This is a genomic window from Halomonas sp. E14, assembly GCF_052568415.1.
Genome location: NZ_CP199423.1, coordinates 209,537 through 228,627 on the forward strand (window position 1 = coordinate 209,537; position 19,091 = coordinate 228,627).

Sequence of the window (19,091 nt, forward strand, 5' to 3'; positions counted from 1 at the left end):
CCTGCAGCACCTCGTCGGCCTTGCCGATCTCCCTGGGGACTTCTTCCGACTGCAGCGCCCAGCTGCGCCGAACGCACCGTACATAACTGTGCCGGAATGGGAGGGCAAGCTGTCATGCCCCTCAGCGCCGCGGTATACCGACACGCCGCCCGGCGGCTTCCGGCCAGCTGCCGGCCTCGGTACAGGGCAGGCCATCGAGCGCGGCAGCGACATCGGGTGGGAAGGGCGCGGGGCGGTGACTCTGCGTATCGATGCCCATCAGCATCTGTTCGCTGGTGGCTAGCGTTTCACCGGCTTCGTCGTGCATGGCAAAGAAGAGATGCAAGCGTTTGGCATCGCGGTCGAGCAGGGTCACCGTCACCTCGAGTGGCTGGCCCTCGTGGGCTTCACGGCGGTAGCAGAGATGGGTCTCGAGGGTGAAGAGCGTGTAGCCAAGGCGCTCGCGGCCCGCCGCGTCCAGACCGACCCGCACCATCAGGGTGTCCACCGCCAGGGAGAAGACTCGGGCGTACTCGGCGTCATTCATATGGCCGTTGTAGTCGACCCAGGCCGGGGCGACGCAGGTGCTCAGTATCACCATCAGTTACCTTCCTCCAGGCCATCCGCTTTCGGCCAGTATTCTGAACCAGGCCGAGCAGTACAACCCAGCACGTCGCCCCGACGACAGCCGAATTCGGTTTCTGGTCTTGCGCCCGGCATGACGGGGCAGCGAGGTTGCAATGGCCACCCACCTGGGTAGTAAGAAATGCAACTGAGATAGCCACCGCTATGCAAGGCGATTATTTACAATAGGCGAGCCTAGGTGGTGTACAACAGTCAGAGAGCGGACCCTGCGCTGGAGCCCTATGGTGGGAGTGATCGACGTACAAGGAGTGGCACGGGTCGGTCGAATACAGGTGGTGCCGGAAGATAAGCTATTAGCTGCCTATCGGGAGTACGAGATCGATGATGAGACGTTGCACCGAGTCTGCGAGTGGCCCATCCCCCAGTGCGGCAGTCAGGCTTGCTGATGACGGTGTGTACCTGTCGCGCCCTACCGAGGTGAGGCCCCTCTCCGTGGGTTTCGTGCTGCTGCACCGCTTCACGCTGCTGCCCTTCGCGGCCTTCGTCGACTGCCTGCGCCTGGCCGCCGACGAGGGGGATCGCAGCCGCCAGCTGCGCTGCCACTGGACCTTCATGACCAGCCAGGGGCAGGAGGCTCACTCCAGCTGTGGCGCTACCATCTCGCCCTGCGAGACCTTTCGGAACCCCACCGGGTTCGACTATATCGTGGTGATCGGCGGCGTGCAGGACGAGCGGGATCGGCCTGACACCGTCGCGCTGGCCTACCTGCGCCAGGCGGCGAGCGCCGGGGTGCCGCTGGTGGGGTTGTGCACGGGTGTCTTTGCCTTGATCCAGGCGGGGGTGATGAAAGAGCGTCGCTGCTGCGTCAGCTGGTACCATCACCGCGACTTGGTGCAGCGCTTTCCCACCATCCAGCCGGTAGCCGACCGGCTGTTCGTCGATGACGGCGACCGGCTCACCTGTGCGGGCGGGGCGGCGGCGGCCGACCTGGCCGCCTATCTGGTCGAGCGTCATCTAGGCAAGGCCTGGGCGATGAAGAGCCTGAACATCATGCTGCTCGATGAGGGCCGCAAAGGTACCCACCCCCAGCCCCAGCCGGTGGTGTTCGGCAAGATCGAGGATCGCCTGGTGCGCCGCGCCATCGCCGTGCTCGAGCAGCATCTGGGCGAGGCGATTTCGATGGAGGCGCTGGCCGAGCGGGTGGGTACCTCGCGCCGCAACCTGGAGCGTCGCTTTCGCGAGACGCTGGGCGTGGGCCCTCAGAAGTTCGCCCGCGACCTTCGCCTTCGCTATGGCGTGTGGCTGCTCCACTATACCGGCAAGAGCATCACCGAGATCGGCGAGCGCTGCGGCTTCGCCGACACCGCCCACTTCTCACGCCATTTCCGCACCGCCTTCAGCATGACGCCTTCGGAAATGCGCAAGCGCGCCGGTGAGCCCGGCAGCGACCGGGTCGACCCCTTCTTCCTGCATGTCGAGAGCCGCCCGGGGCTGTAAGGCTTATGCGGTGGGCTTGGCGGCGGTAGGCGCCGTTTCAAGGCGATCCGCCAGCCGCTGAGCGGCGCGCCGGGCCAAGGGCTCGAGCTGGGTGTTCTCCTCTGCCAGGCTGGCGATCAGGCGCCGCTTCATGGGCCGGGCCCAGAACTTCTCCAGGTGGTTACAGATGCTCGCCACGGCCTCCTCCTCGTCCCGGCCGCCACTCAAATTGGCGGCGATCTGGTTGGCCATGCGTACCAGGTGCGTGTCGTGGTGCAGTGACATTCTCGATTCCTCAGCCATGAGCCCGGATCGCCGCGGGGGCGGCGGGGCGGTGATAGATCAGGTGGCGGCCCGGTCGGGCGAAGCCCACCAGCAGCAGGTCGGCCGCCCGGGCCTGCTCCACCGCCAGCGCCGTGGCGGCCGAGACCGCCACCAGGGCACCGATGCCGACGCTGGCGCTCTTGTGCACCATCTCGTAGCTGGCGCGGCTGGAGATCAGGGCGAAACCTTCTGCAGTGGGCCCGCCGCGGCGGGCCAGGGCGCCGATCAGCTTGTCCAGGGCGTTGTGGCGCCCCACGTCTTCGCGCACCAGTTGGATCTGCCCGCTTGCGTCGCACCAGGCGGCGCCATGGGTCGCGCCGGTAAGGGCTTGCAGCGGTTGGTGCTCGGCCAGCTGCGCCAGCGCGCGCTGGATGGCGGCGTCGCCGAGGGCCGGTGCCGTGACCCGCGGGATCGGGCGAATCGCCTGCGCCAGGGCCTCGGTGCCGCACAGGCCGCAGCCGGTGCGCCCGGCCAGGCTGCGGCGCCGGGCCTTGAGGGCCGCCAGCCGCTGGCTGCTGATGGTCAGCTGCACCGCCAGGCCATGCGTCTCCTCGCCGACCTCCAGGTCATAGCACTCGCGGGGGTGGTCGATGATCCCCTCGGAGAGGCTGAAGCCCAGGGCGAACTCCTCCAGATCGGCGGGCGTGGTCATCATTACCGCATGAGAGACGCCGTTGTAGACCAGGGCCACCGGGACCTCCAGGGCCAGGGTATCCTCCTGGGCGTCGCCGTACCCGCCGCTGGTGCCGCGGCGAACCTCCACCGAATAGCGGGCCAGGGCGGCTTGCGGCCGGGACGCCCCGCCGGGTGTTGTCATCGGACGGCACACCGTGCTCATGGCGCTGCCCCACGCGGTGCCGCTTCGGCCAGGTGGCCGCGCTGGGCCCGATCAAAGTCGGCGAAGCGGCGCTGCCAGGCGGAGGGCTGGCTGACTTTCTCCACCTGCACCGCTGTTACCTTGTACTCCGGGCAGTTGGTGGCCCAGTCGGAGTTATCGGTGGTGATGACGTTGGCACCGCTGCCCGGGTGGTGGAAGGTGGTATAGACCACGCCTGGCTGCATGCGCTCGCTGAGTCGGGCGCGCAGCACCGTCTGGCCTGAGCGGCTGGTGATGCCTAGCCAATCGCCGTCGCGGATGCCGCGCAGCTCGGCGTCGGCGGGGTGTAGCTCCAGCACGTCCTCGTCGTGCCACATCTGGTTGTCGGTGCGTCGGGTCTGGGCACCGACGTTGTACTGGGAGAGGATCCGCCCGGTGGTCAGCAGCAGGGGGTAGCGGCGGTTGGTGCGCTCCTCGGTGGCCACGTATTCGGTGATGGCGAAGCGCCCGCGGCCGATGGGGAAGGTCTCTGCGTGCAAGGTCGGGCTGCCGGTGGGGTGGGCGTCGTTGCACGGCCACTGCAGGCTGCCATGGGTTTCGAGTCGCGCATAGCTGACCCCGGCGAAGCTCGGCGTGAGGCGGGCGATCTCATCCATGATCTCTGATGGGTGGCCATAGTTCATGGGATAACCCAGCGCGCGAGCCAGCTCCTGGGTCACCTCCCAGTCGGCCTTGCCGGCCAGCGGTGGCATCACCCGGCGCACCCGGTTGATGCGCCGCTCGGCGTTGGTGAAGGTGCCGTCCTTCTCCAGGAAGCTCGACCCCGGCAGCAGCACGTGGGCGTACTTGGCGGTCTCGTTGAGGAAGATGTCCTGAACGATCAAGCACTCTAGGGCGGAGAGCGCAGCCTCCACGTGCTGGGTGTTGGGGTCTGACTGGGCGATGTCCTCGCCCTGCACGTAGAGCGCCTTGAAGCTGCCCTCGATGGCGGCATCGAACATGTTGGGAATGCGTAGCCCCGGCTCATCGTCCAGGGTCACGCCCCAGGCGGCCTCGAAGCGCCCGCGGGCCACGGGGTCGGCCACGTGCTGGTAGCCGGGCAGCTCGTGGGGGAAGGAGCCCATGTCGCAGGAGCCCTGGACATTGTTCTGGCCGCGCAGCGGGTTCACTCCTACGCCCTCGCGGCCGAGGTTGCCGGTGGCCATGGCCAGGTTGGCGATCCCCATCACCATGGTGGAGCCCTGGCTGTGTTCGGTGACCCCCAGGCCGTAGTAGATGGCGCCGTTGCCGGCGCTGGCGTAGGTGCGCGCGGCGCGGCGCACCGCGGCGGCGGGCACCCCGGTGATCGACTCCGTCGCCTCGGGGGAGTGGCGCTCCTCACCGATGAAATCGCGCCAGGCCCGGTAGGCGGCGGTGTCGCAGCGGGCGGCGATAAAGTCGTGGTCCTCCAGGCCCTCGGCCACCACCACATGGGCCAAGGCATTGATCAGCGCCACATTGGTGCCCGGGCGTAGCGGCAGGTGCTGGGCATCCGCCAGGTGGGGAGTCTTGAGCAGATCGATGCGCCGCGGGTCGGCGACGATCAGCCTGGCACCCTGGCGCAGCCGCTTGCGCATCAGCGAACCGAACACCGGGTGGGCGTCGGTGGGGTTGGCGCCGATCACCAGGATGGCGTCGGCCTGCATCACCGAGTCGAACGTCTGAGTGCCGGCGGACTCACCCAGGGTGGTCTTAAGGCCGTAGCCGGTGGGTGAGTGGCAGACCCGCGCGCAGGTGTCGGTATTGTTGTTGCCGAAGGCGGCGCGCACCAGCTTCTGCACCAGATAGGTCTCCTCGTTGGTGCAGCGCGATGATGTGATGCCACCGACACTCTCGCGGCCGTACTTTGCCTGGATTGTCTTGAGCCGTTCGGCGGCAAAGGCAATCGCCTCTTCCCAGCCTACCTCACGCCAGGGCTGATCGATCGACTCGCGAACAAGCGGCGTAGTGATGCGGTCGGGATGAGTGGCGTAGCCGAAGGCGAAGCGCCCCTTGACGCAGGAGTGGCCGTGGTTGGCGTCACCACCCTTGTACGGCACCATGCGTACCAGCTGGTCGCCCTTCATCTGGGCCTCGAAGGAGCAGCCAACGCCGCAGTAGGCGCAGGTGGTCACCACACTGTGCTCTGGCTGGCCGGCATCGATGACGCTCTTCTCCATCAGCGTGGCGGTGGGGCAGGCCTGGACGCAGGCGCCGCAGGAGACGCACTCGGAGTCCATGAAGGCCTCGCCCTGGCCCGCGGTGACCTTGGAGTCGAAGCCGCGGCCGTCGAGGGTCAGCGCGAAGGTGCCCTGGACCTCTTCGCAGGCGCGCACGCAGCGCGAGCAGACGATGCATTTACTGGGGTCGAAGGTGAAGTAGGGGTTGGACTCGTCCTTCTCCGCCTGCAGATGGTTCTCACCCTCGAAGCCGTAGCGCACCTCGCGCAGCCCCACCGCACCGGCCATGTCCTGCAGCTCGCAGTCGCCGTTGGCCGGGCAGGTCAGGCAGTCCAGCGGGTGGTCGGAGATGTAGAGCTCCATGATGTTGCGGCGCAGCCGCGCCAGTCGCGCGTTCTGGGTGGTGACCCGCATGCCATCGGCCACCGGGGTGGTGCAAGCCGCGGGGGTGCCACGCCGCCCTTCCACCTGCACGGCACACAGCCGGCACGAGCCGAAGGCCTCCAGGCTGTCGGTGGCGCAGAGCTTGGGAATATTGATATCGGCCAGGGCCGCGGCGCGCAGCACCGAGGTGCCCGCAGGGACGCTGATCGTCACGCCGTCGATCTCAAGGCTCACCGGAGCGGCATCGGCGGCAGGGGAAGCGCCTGCGGCTAGGGTCGGATCGGGCGTGCCGAGGTCTTTGGAAAAAGCCTGGGCCTGCTGTCGGGGGTCGAAATGCTCGATCATGGTCAGCCTCCTTCCGCCGGGCGCCGGAAGTCGTCGGGGAAATAGGTCAGGGCGCTGCGCACCGGGAAGGGGGTCATGCCGCCCATGGCGCACAATGAGCCGTCCTCCATGGTGTCGCAGAGGTCATGAAGTAGGGCGAGGTTGGCCTCGCGGTCGTGATTTCCGCGAATACGGTCGAGCACCTCGACGCCGCGGGTCGAGCCGATGCGACAGGGGGTGCATTTGCCGCAGGATTCCACCTTGCAGAATTCCATCGAGAAGCGTGCTTGTTCGGCCATGTCGACGCTGTCATCGAACATCACCACGCCGCCGTGGCCGAGCACCGCACCGACCTCGGCAAAGGCCTCGTAGTCGAGCGGCAGGTCCCACTGGCTGGCGGGCAGATAGGCGCCCAGCGGGCCGCCTACCTGTACGGCGCGTAGCGGACGCCCGCTAGCGGTGCCGCCGCCGAATTCCTCCATCAGCTGGCGCAGGGTGGTGCCGAAGGCCAGCTCCACCAGTCCGCCGCGCTGGACGTTGCCGGCCAGTTGCAGCGCCAGGGTGCCCCGTGAGCGGCCCATGCCAACCTCGGCATAGGCCTCGGCTCCTTCGGCCAGGATGAAGGGCACCGCCGCCAGCGACAGCACGTTGTTGACGACCGTGGGGCGACCGAAGAGGCCTTCGATGGCCGGCAGCGGTGGCTTGAAGCGTACCAGGCCGCGCTTGCCCTCCAGGCTCTCGAGCAGCGAGGTCTCCTCGCCGCAGATATAGGCGCCAGCGCCCAGGCGCACCTCCAGGTGGAAGGCGCGGCCGCTGCCGCGGATGTCGTCGCCCAGGTAGCCGGTGGCCTCGGCGCGGGCGATGGCCGTGTCGAGAATCGCCTTGGCCAAGGGGTACTCGGAGCGCAGGTAGATATAGCCTTGGGTGGCTTCAACGGCGAGACCGGCAATGATCATGCCTTCGATCAGCATGAAAGGATCGCTCTCCATGACCAGGCGATCGGCGAAGGTACCGGAGTCGCCCTCGTCGGCATTGCAGACGATGTACTTCTGGTCCGCCGCGGTGTCGAGCACGGTTTGCCACTTGATGCCGGTGGGGAAGGCGGCGCCGCCGCGGCCTCGCAGCCCCGAAGCCTTGACCTCCTCGACCAGCGCCTGGGGAGTCTGCTGCAAGGCGATTTCGAGGCCGCGGAAGCCATCGTGGGCCAGGTAATCAGCGATGGAGAGCGGATCGGTGATCCCGGCGCGGGCGAAGGTGAAGCGCTGCTGGTGGGCGAACCAGGGCAGTGCCTCGGTGGCGCCCAGGGCCAGCGGATGACCGCTTTTGTCTGCCAGGCCCGCCTCGAGCCTGGCAGGATCGAGCAGACCGGCGTCGAGCAAGCCGGGAACGTCCTCGGCAACAACCGGCCCGAAGGCCAGGCGGCCGTTGGACGTTTCCACCTCCAGCAGGGGCTCCAGCCAGGCGGCACCACGCGAGCCGTTGCGTACCAGGGTGAAGGCCAGGCCCCGGGCGCGTGCCTCCCGCTCCAGGCGGGCGGCCACTTCATCGGCGCCCAAGGAGAGGGCAGTGGTATCTCGGGGCACGAAGACACGTAGGCTCATGCGATCACCTCCAGGGGGCGAGTCTGAAGCTCGTCGACCAAGGTGTCGAAGCGCTCGGGGGTGACTCGCCCCAGCACCCGATCGCCCACCCGCACGGCGGGGCCGCAGGCGCAGTTGCCCAGGCAGTAGACCGGCTCCAGGGTGATCTCGCGGTCGGCGGTGGTCTGGTGGTAGTCGATCCCCAGGGTGTCCCGCGCATACTTCTCCAGCGCTCGGGAGCCCCGCGCCTGGCAGGCTTCCGCACGGCAGATCTGCACCACGTGGCGCCCCGGCGGCGTGGTGCGGAAGTGGTGGTAGAAGCTGATCACGCCGTGCACCTCGGCTCGGGTGAGCTGCAGCGATTCGGCAATCAGCGGAACCGCCTCCCGCGGGACGTAGCCGCAGCGGTCCTGAACCGCATGCAGGATGGGGAGTAGGGCGCCGGGCTTGTGCTTCAGGGCATCGATCTCATCCTGAATCTGCTGGGGCGTCCATGAAGGGGGTGAGCTGTTGAGCATGGCCTGGCCTCGAAGCGAACGTAAGGAGCGCAGCTTGCATGTGCGTCAGTACGTTCGAAGCTGCTGGTTACGGTCTAGTTATGTACTACAGTGCATATATTGAATGCCGTGCCCGTAGTAGCTTGCGCGGTGCATGTGTGTGAAGGTAGCAGCACTTCATTTCTTACAAAATATGAAAAACACAGCATATGAAGCGTATTAAGATCGAGCCAGCCTGGTCCTTTACCGACGAGGCCGGCAACCGCCTGGACCCGCAGCTGTTCGGGCTGCTGCAGGGCATCCATCGCAGCGGCAAGCTGACCGAAGCCGCGGCCGAAGCCGGTATCTCTTACCGCCATGCCTGGAACCTGCTCAACAAGTGGGCGGACTTCTTCGGCGTTACGCTGGTGGAAATGCAAAAGGGGCGCGGCGCACGGCTCACCCCACTGGGCGACAAGTTGCTGTGGGCACGCCAGCGGGTGGCCGCCCGGCTCGGTCCGCAGCTGGAGAGCCTGGGCTCGGAGCTCAATCTCGAGCTGCAGCAGCTGTTCGAGGGCGTCGAACCGGTGCTGCGCATGCACGCCAGTCACGGCTATGCAGTGGCGCTGCTGCCCAGGTTCGCCAGCGACTTTCAGCTCGATCTGCAGTACTGCAGCCCGGCAGAGGCCCTGGCCGCGCTCAATCGCGGCGCCTGCGACGTGGCCGGCTACCACATGCCGACCTCGGCGACCCGGGGTCCGCTGATGCAGGGCTACCGCCGTCAGCTGCGACCGCGCAGCCATTGCATCATTCGCTTCATCACCCGCTGTCAGGGGCTGATGCTCGCACCGGGCAATCCCAGGGGTGTGGCCGGCCTGGCCGATCTCGTGCGTGGCGACGTGCGCTTCATCAACCGCCAGCAGGCTTCCGGCACCCGGGCGTTGCTCGATATCCTGCTACGGGAAGTGGGCCTCTCGGCGCAGCGCATCCGTGGCTTCGAGCTGGAGGAGTACACCCACTCCGCGGTGGCCGCCTACATCGCCGCCGGCATGGCCGACGTCGGCTTCGGCGTCGAGGCCGCCGCGCGCCAGTTCGGCCTGGACTTCCTGCCGCTGGCCAGCGAGCACTATCTGCTGCTGTGTCAGCGCAGCAGCCTGGCCGACCCCAGCGTCGTACGTCTGCTCGAGATGATCCGCAGCGCGCCGTTCCAGCAGGCCGTGCGCGAGCTGCCCGGCTATTCGCTGGACCGTTGTGGCGAGGTGTGCAGCGTCGACGAGCTGTTCGATTAGTCACGCCACGGCTGAGCCTCGCCGGTGCCGTCGTCAGTAGTCGACCACCACGTCGCCCAGGGGCTTGCTGCAGCAGGAGAGGATATAGCCCTCCGCCACGTCCTCGTCGGTGATGCCGCCGTTGTGCTCCATGTCCACTTGCCCGGACTTGAGCCCTACCCGGCAGGTGCCGCAGATCCCCATGCCGCAGGCCTTGGGGATGTGCAAGCCGAGCTTGGCGGCAGCCGAGTGAACCGTCTCGCCCGGCTGAATGCGTACGCTCTTGCCCGAGCCGACGAACTCGACGCTGAGCATGTCGGCGTAATCGATCTCCTCCGCCTCGGCCTCGGCTTGCTCGGCCAGCTCCAGCACCTCCTCGCGCACGTCAAGCGGCGTGGCGCCGAAGGATTCCTCGTGGTAGCGGCTCATGTCGAAGCCGTTTTCGCGCAGGATGTGCTTGATCGCGTTCATGTACGGCGTGGGGCCGCAACAGAAGATCTCCCGCTCGAGATAGTCGGGCACCATCAGCTCGAGCATCGGCTGGGTCAAATACCCGCGATAGCCGGCCCAAGCCTCGCCGATGTCGTCCTTTTTCTCGCAGACGATATGCAGCTTGAATTCGGGAATCCGCGAGAACATGTGCACCAGCTCGCGATGGTAGATGACATCGCGGGGGGCACGTGCACTGTGGATGAACTCGACGTCGACGTTGGCGTTGGTGTCGAAGAACCAGCGTGTCATCGACATCAGCGGTGTGATACCCACGCCACCGGAGAGGAACAGCACCTTGTCGGCGGGAAAATCGATCGAATTGAAGTTGCCCACCGGGCCATGCACCGCCAGTTCGTCGCCGACCTTCAGATTGTCGTGCAGCCAGTTCGACACCTTGCCGCCCGGCACCCGCTTGACGGTGATCGAGAAGCTGTAGGGAATCGACGGTGAGCTGGAGATCGTATAGGAGCGCATGATCGGCTCGCCGTCGATCTCAAGTTCCAGGGTCACGAACTGCCCCGGCTTGAAGAAGAACAGCACCGGCTGCTCGGCCATGAAGCAGAAGGTGCGAACGTCCCAGGTCTCCTGGATCACCTTGACGCAGCGCACCAGGTGGCGGCCGTTGGTCCAGGTCTGGGTCGTGACGGGATTGAGAAAGTTCATGGTCATGTCGAGTCGCCTGGCATTGATCAGCGTGGAAGGCTCCGACTGCGGAACACCGCCTGCCGTTGATCGAATTCTGCGTCAGCAGGCAAGCCCACGACTTGCCTGACGGCGACATGAGCGTACTTCTGGCTTCCACTCATCGCGCTTTTTCTCCTGTGTTCGTCGCGTCTGACTTCCTCCTTGTCGTCGGCAGGCAACTGGCCGAACGGAGGCTGATCCACACTCGCCGTGTTTCCATCCACCGCGTGGCTAACACGACGTAAACCTCTGACGACAGTAACAATCCGCCACATGCCGCCAACGCGGCCAGCAAGAGGAAGTGTTTTCATGGATCCGATCTCCCAGAAGCCGCTGGACGACCCCCTGGACCCGGCGCGCGAAGCCGTTGCCGCGATGCTCGCCCAGCGCGCGCGTAATTTCTCGTTGCCCCAGCCGTTCTACAACGACGCCCGGCTGTTCGCGCTGGACATGCAGGAGATCTTCGGCAAGGAGTGGCTGTTCGCCGGCATGACCTGCGAGATTCCCGCCAAGGGCAACTACATGACCCTGCAGGTCGGCGACAACCCGGTGATCCTGGTACGCGGCGAGGGCGGTACGATCCATGCGTTCCACAATGTCTGCCGTCACCGCGGCTCGCGGCTATGCGTCAGCGACAAGGGCAAGGTGGCCAAGCTGGTCTGCCCCTACCATCAGTGGACGTATGAGCTCGACGGCCGCCTGCTGTTCGCCGGCAGCGACATGGGCGAGAACTTCGACTTGGGCAGTTATGGCCTGAAGCCAGTGCACGTGCGCACCGGCGGCGGTTTCATCTTCATCAGCCTGGCCGAGCAGCCGCCCGTCATCGACGACTTCCTGATCACCCTGGAGCACTATCTCGAGCCTTACGAGATGGGCAACCTCAAGGTCGCGGTGGAGTCGAACATCGTCGAGCAGGCCAACTGGAAGCTGGTCATCGAGAATAACCGCGAGTGCTACCACTGCAACGGCTCCCACCCCGAGCTGCTCAACTCGCTGCAGGAGTTCGACGACACCGACGACCCCCGCGCCACGCCCGCCTACAGGGCGCTGGTGGCGAAGAAGCAGTCCGACTGGGACGAGCAGCAGATTCCCTGGCAGCTCAAGCGCTTCGGCAAGCGCAACCGGCTGACCCGCACCCCGCTGCTGGATGGCGTGGTCTCGATGACCATGGACGGCAAGCCGGCCTGCAGCAAGCTGATGGGCCGCCTGACCAGCCCCGACATGGGCTCGCTGCGCATCCTGCACCTGCCCAACTCCTGGAATCACTTCATGGGCGACCACGCCATCGTGTTCCGCGTGCTGCCGCTGGGTCCCCAGGAGACCCTGGTGACCACCAAGTGGCTGGTGCACAAGGATGCCGTGGAGGGCGTCGACTACCAGCCCGAGGAGATGCGCCGGGTATGGGACGCCACCAACGCCCAGGACAAGCGCCTGGCCGAGGAGAACCAGCGCGGCATCAACTCTCAGGCCTACCAGCCGGGTCCCTACTCCGAGACCTACGAGTTCGGCGTGATCGACTTCATCGACTGGTACAGCGAGCGCATGCAGGAGAACCTGGGTCACAGTGCGCCCCACCTTAAGGTGGTGCGCGGCTAGGCCTCTCGCTCACCCGGCGTAAGCGCATCGCCCCCGGCCATGGCCGGGGGCGATGCGTTTCACTCGGATGCGATCGGGCGGTGCGGCTAGCCGACGGCCGGCCGCAGGTGGCGTTCCAGCGCCTCGCGCACCTCCGGCAGCATGACCCCGGCCTGGGCCTCCAGTTCGGCGACCAGCGCCGCCAAGCCGGGCACCCGCGCCTCGGCCTGGCGCTGGGCGGTCAGCCGGGCGCAGGTATCGGGGTCGGCATCGGCAGGCAGCTCGATGCCCAGCGCCAGCAGGCGTTCACGGAAATCCTGAGTGTCGATCAGGTCGGCGATCATCATCTTGCGTACCTCCTGCTGTCGTTGGTCGTCATCACGTCGCTACCTTAGCCGCTCAGCCGTCAGGCGGCCACGCTGCCGCACGGGCAAACCACGACATGGCTGGCGGCACCGCCTTTCGGCGCTCGCCGTCAGCCGGTTCAGGCACTCCTCAGGCGGCCACGCTGCCATGGGGGTCGATAACGAATTTCTTGGCCGCACCGCCATCGAAATCGGCATAGCCTTGCGGCGCCTGATCCAGCGAGATCACCTGCACGTTGACCGCATCGGCAATCTTGATCTTGTTGAACAGGATCGCCTGCATCAGCGGGCGGTGGTACTTCATCACCGGGCACTGGCCGGTGTGAAACGAGTGGGACTTGGCCCAGCCGAGACCGAAGCGCATGCTCAGCGCGCCCTGCTTGGCGGCATCGTCCACGGCGCCGGGGTCTTCAGTCACGTAGAGGCCGGGGATGCCGATCTGGCCGCCGGCGCGGGTCATCTGCATCGCCGAGTTGAGCACGGTGGCCGGCGCCTCCTGGCCGTGGTTGCAGCCGCAGGCATGGGCCTCGAAGCCGACGCAGTCGACGAAACAGTCGACCTCGCGCTCGCCGAGGATCGCCTCCAGCTTGTCGGCCATGTCGCCTTCCTGGGTCAGGTCGATGGTCTCGCAGCCGAAGCTGCGCGCCTGGGCCAGGCGCTCCTCGATCATGTCGCCGACGATCACGCAGGCCGCACCCAGCAGCTGGGCCGACGCCGCCGCCGCCAGCCCCACCGGGCCGGCCCCGGCGATATAGACGGTGCTGCCCGGTCCCACGCCGGCCGTCACGCAGCCGTGGAAGCCGGTGGGGAAGATGTCGGAGAGCAGGGTCAGGTCGCGGATCTTCTCCATGGCCTGGTCGCTGTCGGGGAACTTCAGCAGGTTGAAGTCGGCGTAGGGCACCATGACGTATTCGGTCTGGCCGCCGACCCAGCCGCCCATGTCGACGTAGCCGTAGGCGGCACCGGGGCGCGCCGGGTTGACGTTGAGACAGATCCCGGTACGGCCTTCCTTGCAGTTGCGACAGCGTCCGCAGGCAATGTTGAAGGGCACCGACACCAGGTCGCCCGGCTTGATGAATTCGACGTCGCGTCCGCACTCCACCACCAGCCCGGTGATCTCGTGGCCCAGCACCAGCCCGGCGGGTGCGGTGGTACGACCGCGCACCATGTGCTGGTCGCTGCCGCAGATGTTGGTGGTGACGACCTTCAGGATCACGCCGTGGTCGCACTTGCGATTGCCAAGGGCGAGTTCCGGATAGGGAATGGCTTCGACGTTGACCTTACCCGGACCCTGGTAGACGACGCCTCGGTTGGCTTGGCTCATGGCTGGCTCCACTCATTGTTGTCATGGGGCGGCACATACCGCCGCTTCAGCCTATGCCCTCCATCAGGTGGCACTTGCCCCACAGAGACCTCCGCATGCCTGCCCGAGACATGACGCGACCGCGGTGAGCCAGCGGACAGCTGGAGGTCGCTCTCACGACATTCCCCTCGCCAACCTGGCCCAACAATGGTTCGCCCGGGAGCGCCTGGCGCTTGCGGTGCCAATAACAACACGCGAGGAGTCCCCATGAAGCATGACGACGCACCCATCCTCGAACCTGGGCAGGACAATGCCCAGGTTCTGGGGATGGACTTTCATCATCCCGTCTTTCCCCTCTCGGCCCTAGCCATCCTGGCCTTCATTCTCTACGCCCTGATCTATCCCGATGCCGCCAACGGCCATCTCACTGCGGCCCGCGGTTTCTCCATCGAGCACTTCGACTGGCTGTTCATGATCGCCGGCAACCTCTTCGTGCTGCTGTGCCTGGCGCTGATCGTGATGCCGGTGGGGCGCATTCGCCTGGGCGGCAGCCAGGCCCGGCCGGAGTACTCGACCACCTCCTGGTTCGCCATGCTGTTCGCCGCGGGCATGGGCATCGGCCTGATGTTCTGGAGCGTGGCCGAGCCGGTGGCCTACTACACCGACTGGTACGGCACCCCGCTCAACGCCGAGGCGCACACCCCGGCCGGCGCCAGCGCGGCGATCGGCGCCACCATGTTTCACTGGGGACTGCACCCCTGGGCGATCTACGGCGTGGTGGGGCTGTCGCTGGCCTTCTTCGCCTACAATCGCGGCCTGCCGCTGACCCTGCGCTCGGCCTTCACGCCGATTCTCGGCGAGCGGGTGCGCGGCTGGTACGGCCACATCATCGACATCGTCGCGGTGCTGGCCACCATCTTCGGCCTGGCCACCTCGCTGGGCTTTGGCGCCTCCCAGGCGGCGGGTGGGCTCAACTACCTGTGGGGCGTACCCAACACCATCGGCACCCAGCTCGCCATCATCGTCGTGGTCACCGCCGTGGCACTGTTCTCGGTGTGGCGTGGTATCGACGGCGGCATGAAGCTGTTCTCAAAGATCAACATGATGCTTGCCCTGGGCCTGCTCACCTTCGTGGTGCTCACCGGCGGCGTGCTACTGTTCGTCAACAACCTTTGGCACACCACCCTGTCCTACGCCAGCCATATCGTACCGCTCGCCAACTGGGTTGGTCGTGATGACACCGTCTGGTACCACGGCTGGACCGTGTTCTACTGGGCCTGGTGGATCTCCTGGTCGCCCTTCGTCGGCATGTTCATCGCACGGGTCTCCCGTGGGCGCACGGTGCGCGAGTTCCTGATTGCCGTGCTGCTGGTGCCAACCCTGGTCACCCTGGTGTGGATGAGCGCCTTCGGTGGCACTGCCCTTGACCAGTCAGTTGCCGGCGTTGGCGCACTAGCCGATGGCATCAGCGATGTATCACTGGCCATGTTCCAGATGCTCGAGCACCTGCCGCTGACCCTCCTGACTTCGAGCCTGGCGATCGTGCTGGTGCTGATCTTCTTCGTCACCTCGTCGGACTCCGGCTCGCTGGTGATCGACAACATCACCGCGGGTGGCAAGACCGACGCTCCCCGCGGCCAGCGCGTATTCTGGGCCTGCCTCGAAGGGGTGATCGCGGGCATTCTTCTCTACGGCGGCGGTAGTACGGCGTTGGGGGCGATCCAGGCGGGTGCCGTAGCCACCGGATTGCCCTTCACCCTGGTGCTGCTGGCCATGGCCTACTGCCTGGTCAAGGGGCTGAGGGAAGAGCAACGCGGGTTGGCGGTCGTCAGGCCGGCCTGATACACCATCGACCTCACGCAAGAAACAACCACGCGACCCCGGCCTTGGCCGGGGTCTTCTTGTTGGGGAAGACGATAAGCCAGGCGAGGACCCTATCTCGATGCGACCTTCAGAAAGGCATGGGCGACATCCTCGAATTCAGCGCGAACAGGGCGCGCGCTAGCCCGGTGGTTAAAAATAATTATTTGTTCTTTATTGCCGGGTTAATTCACATTATGTTGCCAATTAAAATTGGTTTTATGGTTGTTTCGTCCTTTTTTTTGCTATAGGCATGGCATTTGACCGCTACCGGCGCCGGGGGATAAACAGAGCAAACCAACCACAACAATAGAGTTAGCCAGACATGACATTCGAGCGCCGCAAGGGAGCCACGCTCCCCGTCGTCATCGCCCTGTCAGCCGCCCTGCTGCTGGGGGCCTCCTTCTCTGCTAGCGCCACTACCCTGCGCATGGCCACTGACTCCGGCACCAAGGGCTCGCCCGCCGGTGATGCCCTTGAGCGCTGGGCACAGATGATCGAGGAGAAGTCCGACGGCGAAATCAAGGTCAACGTTTTTTTCCAGAACGAGTTGGGTGGGCAGCAGGAGGTTTTCGACCTGCTGGTTTCCGGTGACGTTCATATGATGCTCAACTGGCCGATGACATCTTATGATCGCCGCATCGGGGTGATCTATACCCCCTACATGACCCTCTCCTGGGACGAGGCCTTTGAAGCCTACAGCCCCGGTGGCTGGGTCAATGAACTCCTCGGCAACATTTACGCCGATATCGGCCTGAAGTTCTTCGGGCCCTGGCCGGAAGGCTTCAACGGAGTCGCCTCGCGGGGCAAGTACGCCCTCACCATGGAGGATGCCGGCGACCTGATGGTGCGCACCATGACCGTCTTCCCGGCCCCGCAGACCATGCAGGCGCTGGGCTATCGCACTGCTGCCATCGACTGGGGCGAGGTCTATACCGCCTTGCAGACTGGGGTGGTAGACGGCGAGGCTGGCAATGTCATCTATTGGCCTTATGAGTACTTCCGCGACATCCTCGACTATTACGTCCACACCAAGCACTTCTTCATGACCGGCATCCTGACCATGAACCTGGATGTCTACGAGTCGCTTCCCGAGGCGCATCGGCAGGTAGTGGCTGAGGCGGCCGAGGAGATCATGAACCAGCAGTTCGTGGCCGCCCAGGAGCAGGACGAGTACTACATCGCCAAGGCCCAGGCCGACGGCATGCAGTACTTCGAACTCTCAGACGAGCAGTTGCACGAGTTTGCCAAGCGGGCCCGGGAAGAGGTCTGGCCGCTCATGGCGCGCGAGCTCGGCGAGGAGATCGTCGAGGTGATTCGCGCCAACGCCTCGCCGCTGTAACCGTTCCGCGTCGCCGCTGTCCCGACAGGCCCTGATGGGGGTGGCCTGTCGGGACGCGACGTTCTGTCCCGGGTGACCGGGCAAGGCATCACGGGGATACCAAGGGGGAGCAATGAACGGGTTTTGGTCGAAGCTGGATCGGCTGATCGGCGGGGTGCTCGACCTCGTTGCCTTCACCGCCAGCCTGCTGGTGGTCGGGCTGATGATCTTCCTGATCCTGGCGCGCTATGTGTTCGGCTGGTCACTGGTCGGCACCCTCGAGCTGGTCATGCTCGCGGGCATGTGGCTTTACATGAGTGGAGCCCTGATCGCCAGTCGGCGCAACGAACATCTAGTGGTAGATTTCCTTGAGCTGCAGATCCGTGATTCGAGGATCCGTGCGCTGCACAGGACGCTGGTCGCCTGCATCGTGGCGGTGATCTGCGCCTGTTTTGTCTACTGGGCCTACCGAATGCTGGCCTGGGGCATGGTGCGTCCGCAGCGCACCCCTGAGCTGGGCATTCCGCTGTGGATCTCACAGGCCTCGATCATGGTCGCGAGCATCGGCTGCTTCTGCTATGCCCTGCGCGACATTATCGGCGGACTGCGGCAGCTCGCCTCGGCCGGGGCCACAGCGCCCATGGCCAGAGAAGGAGAGCGCTGATGGCCGGCCTGTACGCAATCCTGCTGCTGGTGGTTCTGATGGGGCTAGGGGTGCCGATTGCCTGGTCCTTCGCCGGGGTGCTGGCGTATCTGGCGCTGGTCTATGATGCCAACTTAAACTCCTTGATGATGCAGGGCTTTCGCTCGGTGGATTCGGTGATTCTGATTGCCCTGCCGCTCTTCGTACTGACCGGCTACCTGATGCAGAGTGGCGGGATAGCCGCTCGCCTGGTGGTCTTCATCGAGACCCTGGTAGGGCGACGGCGCGGCGGCATGGGGGCCTCCATGGTGCTTGCCTCAGGGATCTTCGGTGCGATCGCCGGCACCGCCACGGCGGCGGTAGCCTCCATCGGGACCATCATGATCGGCCCCCTGGAGCAGCGCGGTTACCCGCGCGGTTACTCCTCGGCGCTGCTGGGCATCTCCTCGCTGCTGGGCATCCTGATCCCGCCTTCGATCACCATGATCCTGTTCGCTGTTGTGACGCGCCAGTCGGTGGCCGCGCTCTTCGCTGCCACAGTGGGACCGGCTCTGCTGCTGATTATTGGCTTGATTCTGGTCAATCGCTTCGCCTGCGGGCGCCTCTTCCAAGAGGTGTCGGGGCAGGGGGCAGACGTCGGGGGAAGACCGCTGACTCGCACCCGGGCGAGCCTCAACGCCTTCCCGGCGCTCTGCCTTCCGGTGATTATCCTTGGGGGTATCTACGGCGGGGTCTTCACTCCCACCGAGGCGGCAGCAGTGGCGGCGTTTGCGGCCATTGTGATTGGCTTTTTAATCTACCGCGACCAGACCCTCAAGGGGTTCTACCGAAGCGTGATCGCCGCCTCGGAGACCACCGGCTCGATCATTCTGATACTGCTCTTTTCCTTCATGATCGGGCGGATACTGGCCGCCGAGCGGGTACCCCAGGAACTCACCGAGCTGATCACAATGCTGATCAGCGACCCGCTTCTGATCCTGATCGCAGTCAACGTCTTCCTGATCCTGGCCGGGGCCATGCTCGACGATGTCTCGGTGACGGTGGTCATCGCCCCGCTATTTTTGCCACTGATGGTGGAGACCGGCGTGCATCCAGTGCACTACGCCTCCATCGTCGCCTGCTCGGTGGTGATTGGCGCCAATAGCCCGCCGGTGGCCCCGATTCTCTATATGGCCTGCCGTATCGGCCAGGTTTCCATCCACAAGACCTTTTCGCCGGCGCTGATGTTGATTGCCTTGGTGGGCATTCCGGTAATGCTGATCACCACCTTTGTGCCGGAACTCTCGCTGTTCCTGCCGCGCCAGCTGGGCTTTATCCGCTAAGCGGAGCGGCTCTTCTCTACAAGTGGCACGCCTCTGCGGGGTAGTCCCGCGGAGGCGTCGTCGCCTTCTCAGGTTGCTCGCTTCCAGATATCGAAGTCAGTTTGCTCGTCGAGAC

Annotated in this window: 17 protein-coding genes; 7 read left to right on the plus strand and 10 right to left on the minus strand. The window is 65.5% G+C overall.

Translation table 11 applies throughout. From position 1 onward, the window contains the following. Positions 1 to 121 precede the first annotated feature (121 nt). Positions 122 to 580 (minus strand): thioesterase family protein, encoded by a 459-nt coding sequence (locus ACT7B3_RS00980; RefSeq protein WP_445156561.1) that lies wholly within the window; start codon positions 578 to 580, stop codon positions 122 to 124. Between the two features lie 476 nt (positions 581 to 1,056). Here ACT7B3_RS00980 and ACT7B3_RS00985 point away from each other — a divergent pair, with 476 nt between their 5' ends. Then, positions 1,057 to 2,061 carry a GlxA family transcriptional regulator gene (locus ACT7B3_RS00985; RefSeq protein WP_445156562.1) on the plus strand — a complete coding sequence of 335 codons (1,005 nt, stop codon included), beginning with the start codon at positions 1,057 to 1,059 and terminating at the stop codon, positions 2,059 to 2,061. A gap of 3 nt (positions 2,062 to 2,064) precedes the next feature. Here the strand turns inward: ACT7B3_RS00985 and ACT7B3_RS00990 are convergent, their stop codons facing one another. From ACT7B3_RS00990 to ACT7B3_RS01010, 5 genes are read right to left on the minus strand one after another with little or no spacing between them, the layout of a single operon-like run. Then, entirely contained in the window at positions 2,065 to 2,325 is a 261-nt protein-coding gene (locus ACT7B3_RS00990) for a formate dehydrogenase subunit delta (RefSeq protein WP_444678704.1), read from the minus strand. Positions 2,326 to 2,335: 10 nt separating this feature from the next. After that, entirely contained in the window at positions 2,336 to 3,202 is an 867-nt protein-coding gene (fdhD, locus tag ACT7B3_RS00995; RefSeq protein WP_445156563.1) for a formate dehydrogenase accessory sulfurtransferase FdhD, read from the minus strand. Further along, positions 3,199 to 6,108 (minus strand): formate dehydrogenase subunit alpha, encoded by a 2,910-nt coding sequence (fdhF, locus tag ACT7B3_RS01000; RefSeq protein ID WP_445156564.1) that lies wholly within the window; start codon positions 6,106 to 6,108, stop codon positions 3,199 to 3,201. Before fdhF ends, fdhD begins: the two co-directional genes overlap by 4 nt. Before the next feature lie 2 nt (positions 6,109 to 6,110). Next, on the minus strand, positions 6,111 to 7,688 hold the full coding sequence (locus tag ACT7B3_RS01005; RefSeq protein WP_445156565.1) for a formate dehydrogenase beta subunit: 1,578 nt from the start codon (positions 7,686 to 7,688) through the stop codon (positions 6,111 to 6,113). Further along, the gene (locus ACT7B3_RS01010) at positions 7,685 to 8,185 is read right to left on the minus strand and encodes a formate dehydrogenase subunit gamma (RefSeq protein WP_445156566.1); all 501 of its coding nucleotides are present in this window, start codon (positions 8,183 to 8,185) and stop codon (positions 7,685 to 7,687) included. The genes ACT7B3_RS01005 and ACT7B3_RS01010 overlap by 4 nt, the downstream gene beginning before the upstream one ends. A gap of 188 nt (positions 8,186 to 8,373) precedes the next feature. On the opposite strand from ACT7B3_RS01010, the gene ACT7B3_RS01015 reads away from it, so the two are divergent. After that, a complete protein-coding gene (locus ACT7B3_RS01015) occupies positions 8,374 to 9,432 on the plus strand; it encodes a substrate-binding domain-containing protein (RefSeq protein ID WP_445156567.1) in 1,059 nt (352 codons plus the stop codon). 33 nt (positions 9,433 to 9,465) lie between these two features. Here ACT7B3_RS01015 and ACT7B3_RS01020 read toward each other — a convergent pair whose 3' ends face one another. Together ACT7B3_RS01020 and ACT7B3_RS01025 are read right to left on the minus strand one after the other, a co-directional pair. Next, positions 9,466 to 10,572, minus strand: coding sequence for an FAD-binding oxidoreductase (locus ACT7B3_RS01020; RefSeq protein WP_445156568.1), 1,107 nt, complete (start codon positions 10,570 to 10,572; stop codon positions 9,466 to 9,468). A 20-nt stretch (positions 10,573 to 10,592) separates the two neighbouring features. Next, the gene (locus tag ACT7B3_RS01025) at positions 10,593 to 10,898 is read right to left on the minus strand and encodes a hypothetical protein (protein ID WP_445156569.1); all 306 of its coding nucleotides are present in this window, start codon (positions 10,896 to 10,898) and stop codon (positions 10,593 to 10,595) included. On the opposite strand from ACT7B3_RS01025, the gene ACT7B3_RS01030 reads away from it, so the two are divergent. Further along, positions 10,897 to 12,183 (plus strand): aromatic ring-hydroxylating oxygenase subunit alpha, encoded by a 1,287-nt coding sequence (locus ACT7B3_RS01030; protein WP_445156570.1) that lies wholly within the window; start codon positions 10,897 to 10,899, stop codon positions 12,181 to 12,183. The two genes, ACT7B3_RS01025 and ACT7B3_RS01030, sit on opposite strands and share 2 nt — an antisense overlap. Positions 12,184 to 12,269: 86 nt before the next feature. Here the strand turns inward: ACT7B3_RS01030 and ACT7B3_RS01035 are convergent, their stop codons facing one another. Both ACT7B3_RS01035 and fdhA read right to left on the minus strand, forming a co-directional pair. Next, positions 12,270 to 12,509, minus strand: a complete 240-nt coding sequence (locus tag ACT7B3_RS01035; protein ID WP_445156571.1) for a hypothetical protein — start codon at positions 12,507 to 12,509, stop codon at positions 12,270 to 12,272. A 148-nt stretch (positions 12,510 to 12,657) separates the two neighbouring features. Then, positions 12,658 to 13,851: a formaldehyde dehydrogenase, glutathione-independent gene (gene fdhA, locus ACT7B3_RS01040; RefSeq protein ID WP_445156572.1), complete on the minus strand. Its 1,194-nt coding sequence runs from the start codon at positions 13,849 to 13,851 to the stop codon at positions 12,658 to 12,660. Positions 13,852 to 14,097: 246 nt separating this feature from the next. Here fdhA and ACT7B3_RS01045 point away from each other — a divergent pair, with 246 nt between their 5' ends. The 4 genes from ACT7B3_RS01045 (at position 14,098) to ACT7B3_RS01060 (ending at position 18,976) form a co-directional block, all read left to right on the plus strand. Next, the gene (locus tag ACT7B3_RS01045; protein WP_445156573.1) at positions 14,098 to 15,672 is read left to right on the plus strand and encodes a BCCT family transporter; all 1,575 of its coding nucleotides are present in this window, start codon (positions 14,098 to 14,100) and stop codon (positions 15,670 to 15,672) included. A gap of 343 nt (positions 15,673 to 16,015) precedes the next feature. Further along, a complete protein-coding gene (gene dctP, locus ACT7B3_RS01050) occupies positions 16,016 to 17,032 on the plus strand; it encodes a TRAP transporter substrate-binding protein DctP (protein WP_444678697.1) in 1,017 nt (338 codons plus the stop codon). 112 nt (positions 17,033 to 17,144) lie between these two features. Next, positions 17,145 to 17,675: a TRAP transporter small permease gene (locus ACT7B3_RS01055; RefSeq protein ID WP_445156574.1), complete on the plus strand. Its 531-nt coding sequence runs from the start codon at positions 17,145 to 17,147 to the stop codon at positions 17,673 to 17,675. After that, positions 17,675 to 18,976 carry a TRAP transporter large permease gene (locus ACT7B3_RS01060; RefSeq protein WP_445156575.1) on the plus strand — a complete coding sequence of 434 codons (1,302 nt, stop codon included), beginning with the start codon at positions 17,675 to 17,677 and terminating at the stop codon, positions 18,974 to 18,976. The genes ACT7B3_RS01055 and ACT7B3_RS01060 overlap by 1 nt, the downstream gene beginning before the upstream one ends. The last annotated feature ends 115 nt before the right edge of the window (positions 18,977 to 19,091 follow it).

Coding starts and splice junctions, on each gene's coding strand:
- ACT7B3_RS01045 (WP_445156573.1), top strand. CDS start 14,098: ATGAAGCATGACGACGCACCCATCCTCGAACCTGGGCAGGACAATGCC.
- ACT7B3_RS00980 (WP_445156561.1), bottom strand. CDS start 580: ATGGTGATACTGAGCACCTGCGTCGCCCCGGCCTGGGTCGACTACAAC.
- ACT7B3_RS01060 (WP_445156575.1), top strand. CDS start 17,675: ATGGCCGGCCTGTACGCAATCCTGCTGCTGGTGGTTCTGATGGGGCTA.
- fdhA (WP_445156572.1), bottom strand. CDS start 13,851: ATGAGCCAAGCCAACCGAGGCGTCGTCTACCAGGGTCCGGGTAAGGTC.
- fdhD (WP_445156563.1), bottom strand. CDS start 3,202: ATGAGCACGGTGTGCCGTCCGATGACAACACCCGGCGGGGCGTCCCGG.
- ACT7B3_RS01015 (WP_445156567.1), top strand. CDS start 8,374: ATGAAGCGTATTAAGATCGAGCCAGCCTGGTCCTTTACCGACGAGGCC.
- ACT7B3_RS00990 (WP_444678704.1), bottom strand. CDS start 2,325: ATGTCACTGCACCACGACACGCACCTGGTACGCATGGCCAACCAGATC.
- ACT7B3_RS01025 (WP_445156569.1), bottom strand. CDS start 10,898: ATGAAAACACTTCCTCTTGCTGGCCGCGTTGGCGGCATGTGGCGGATT.
- ACT7B3_RS01005 (WP_445156565.1), bottom strand. CDS start 7,688: ATGAGCCTACGTGTCTTCGTGCCCCGAGATACCACTGCCCTCTCCTTG.
- ACT7B3_RS01055 (WP_445156574.1), top strand. CDS start 17,145: ATGAACGGGTTTTGGTCGAAGCTGGATCGGCTGATCGGCGGGGTGCTC.
- dctP (WP_444678697.1), top strand. CDS start 16,016: ATGACATTCGAGCGCCGCAAGGGAGCCACGCTCCCCGTCGTCATCGCC.
- fdhF (WP_445156564.1), bottom strand. CDS start 6,108: ATGATCGAGCATTTCGACCCCCGACAGCAGGCCCAGGCTTTTTCCAAA.
- ACT7B3_RS01030 (WP_445156570.1), top strand. CDS start 10,897: ATGGATCCGATCTCCCAGAAGCCGCTGGACGACCCCCTGGACCCGGCG.
- ACT7B3_RS01020 (WP_445156568.1), bottom strand. CDS start 10,572: ATGACCATGAACTTTCTCAATCCCGTCACGACCCAGACCTGGACCAAC.
- ACT7B3_RS01010 (WP_445156566.1), bottom strand. CDS start 8,185: ATGCTCAACAGCTCACCCCCTTCATGGACGCCCCAGCAGATTCAGGAT.
- ACT7B3_RS01035 (WP_445156571.1), bottom strand. CDS start 12,509: ATGATGATCGCCGACCTGATCGACACTCAGGATTTCCGTGAACGCCTG.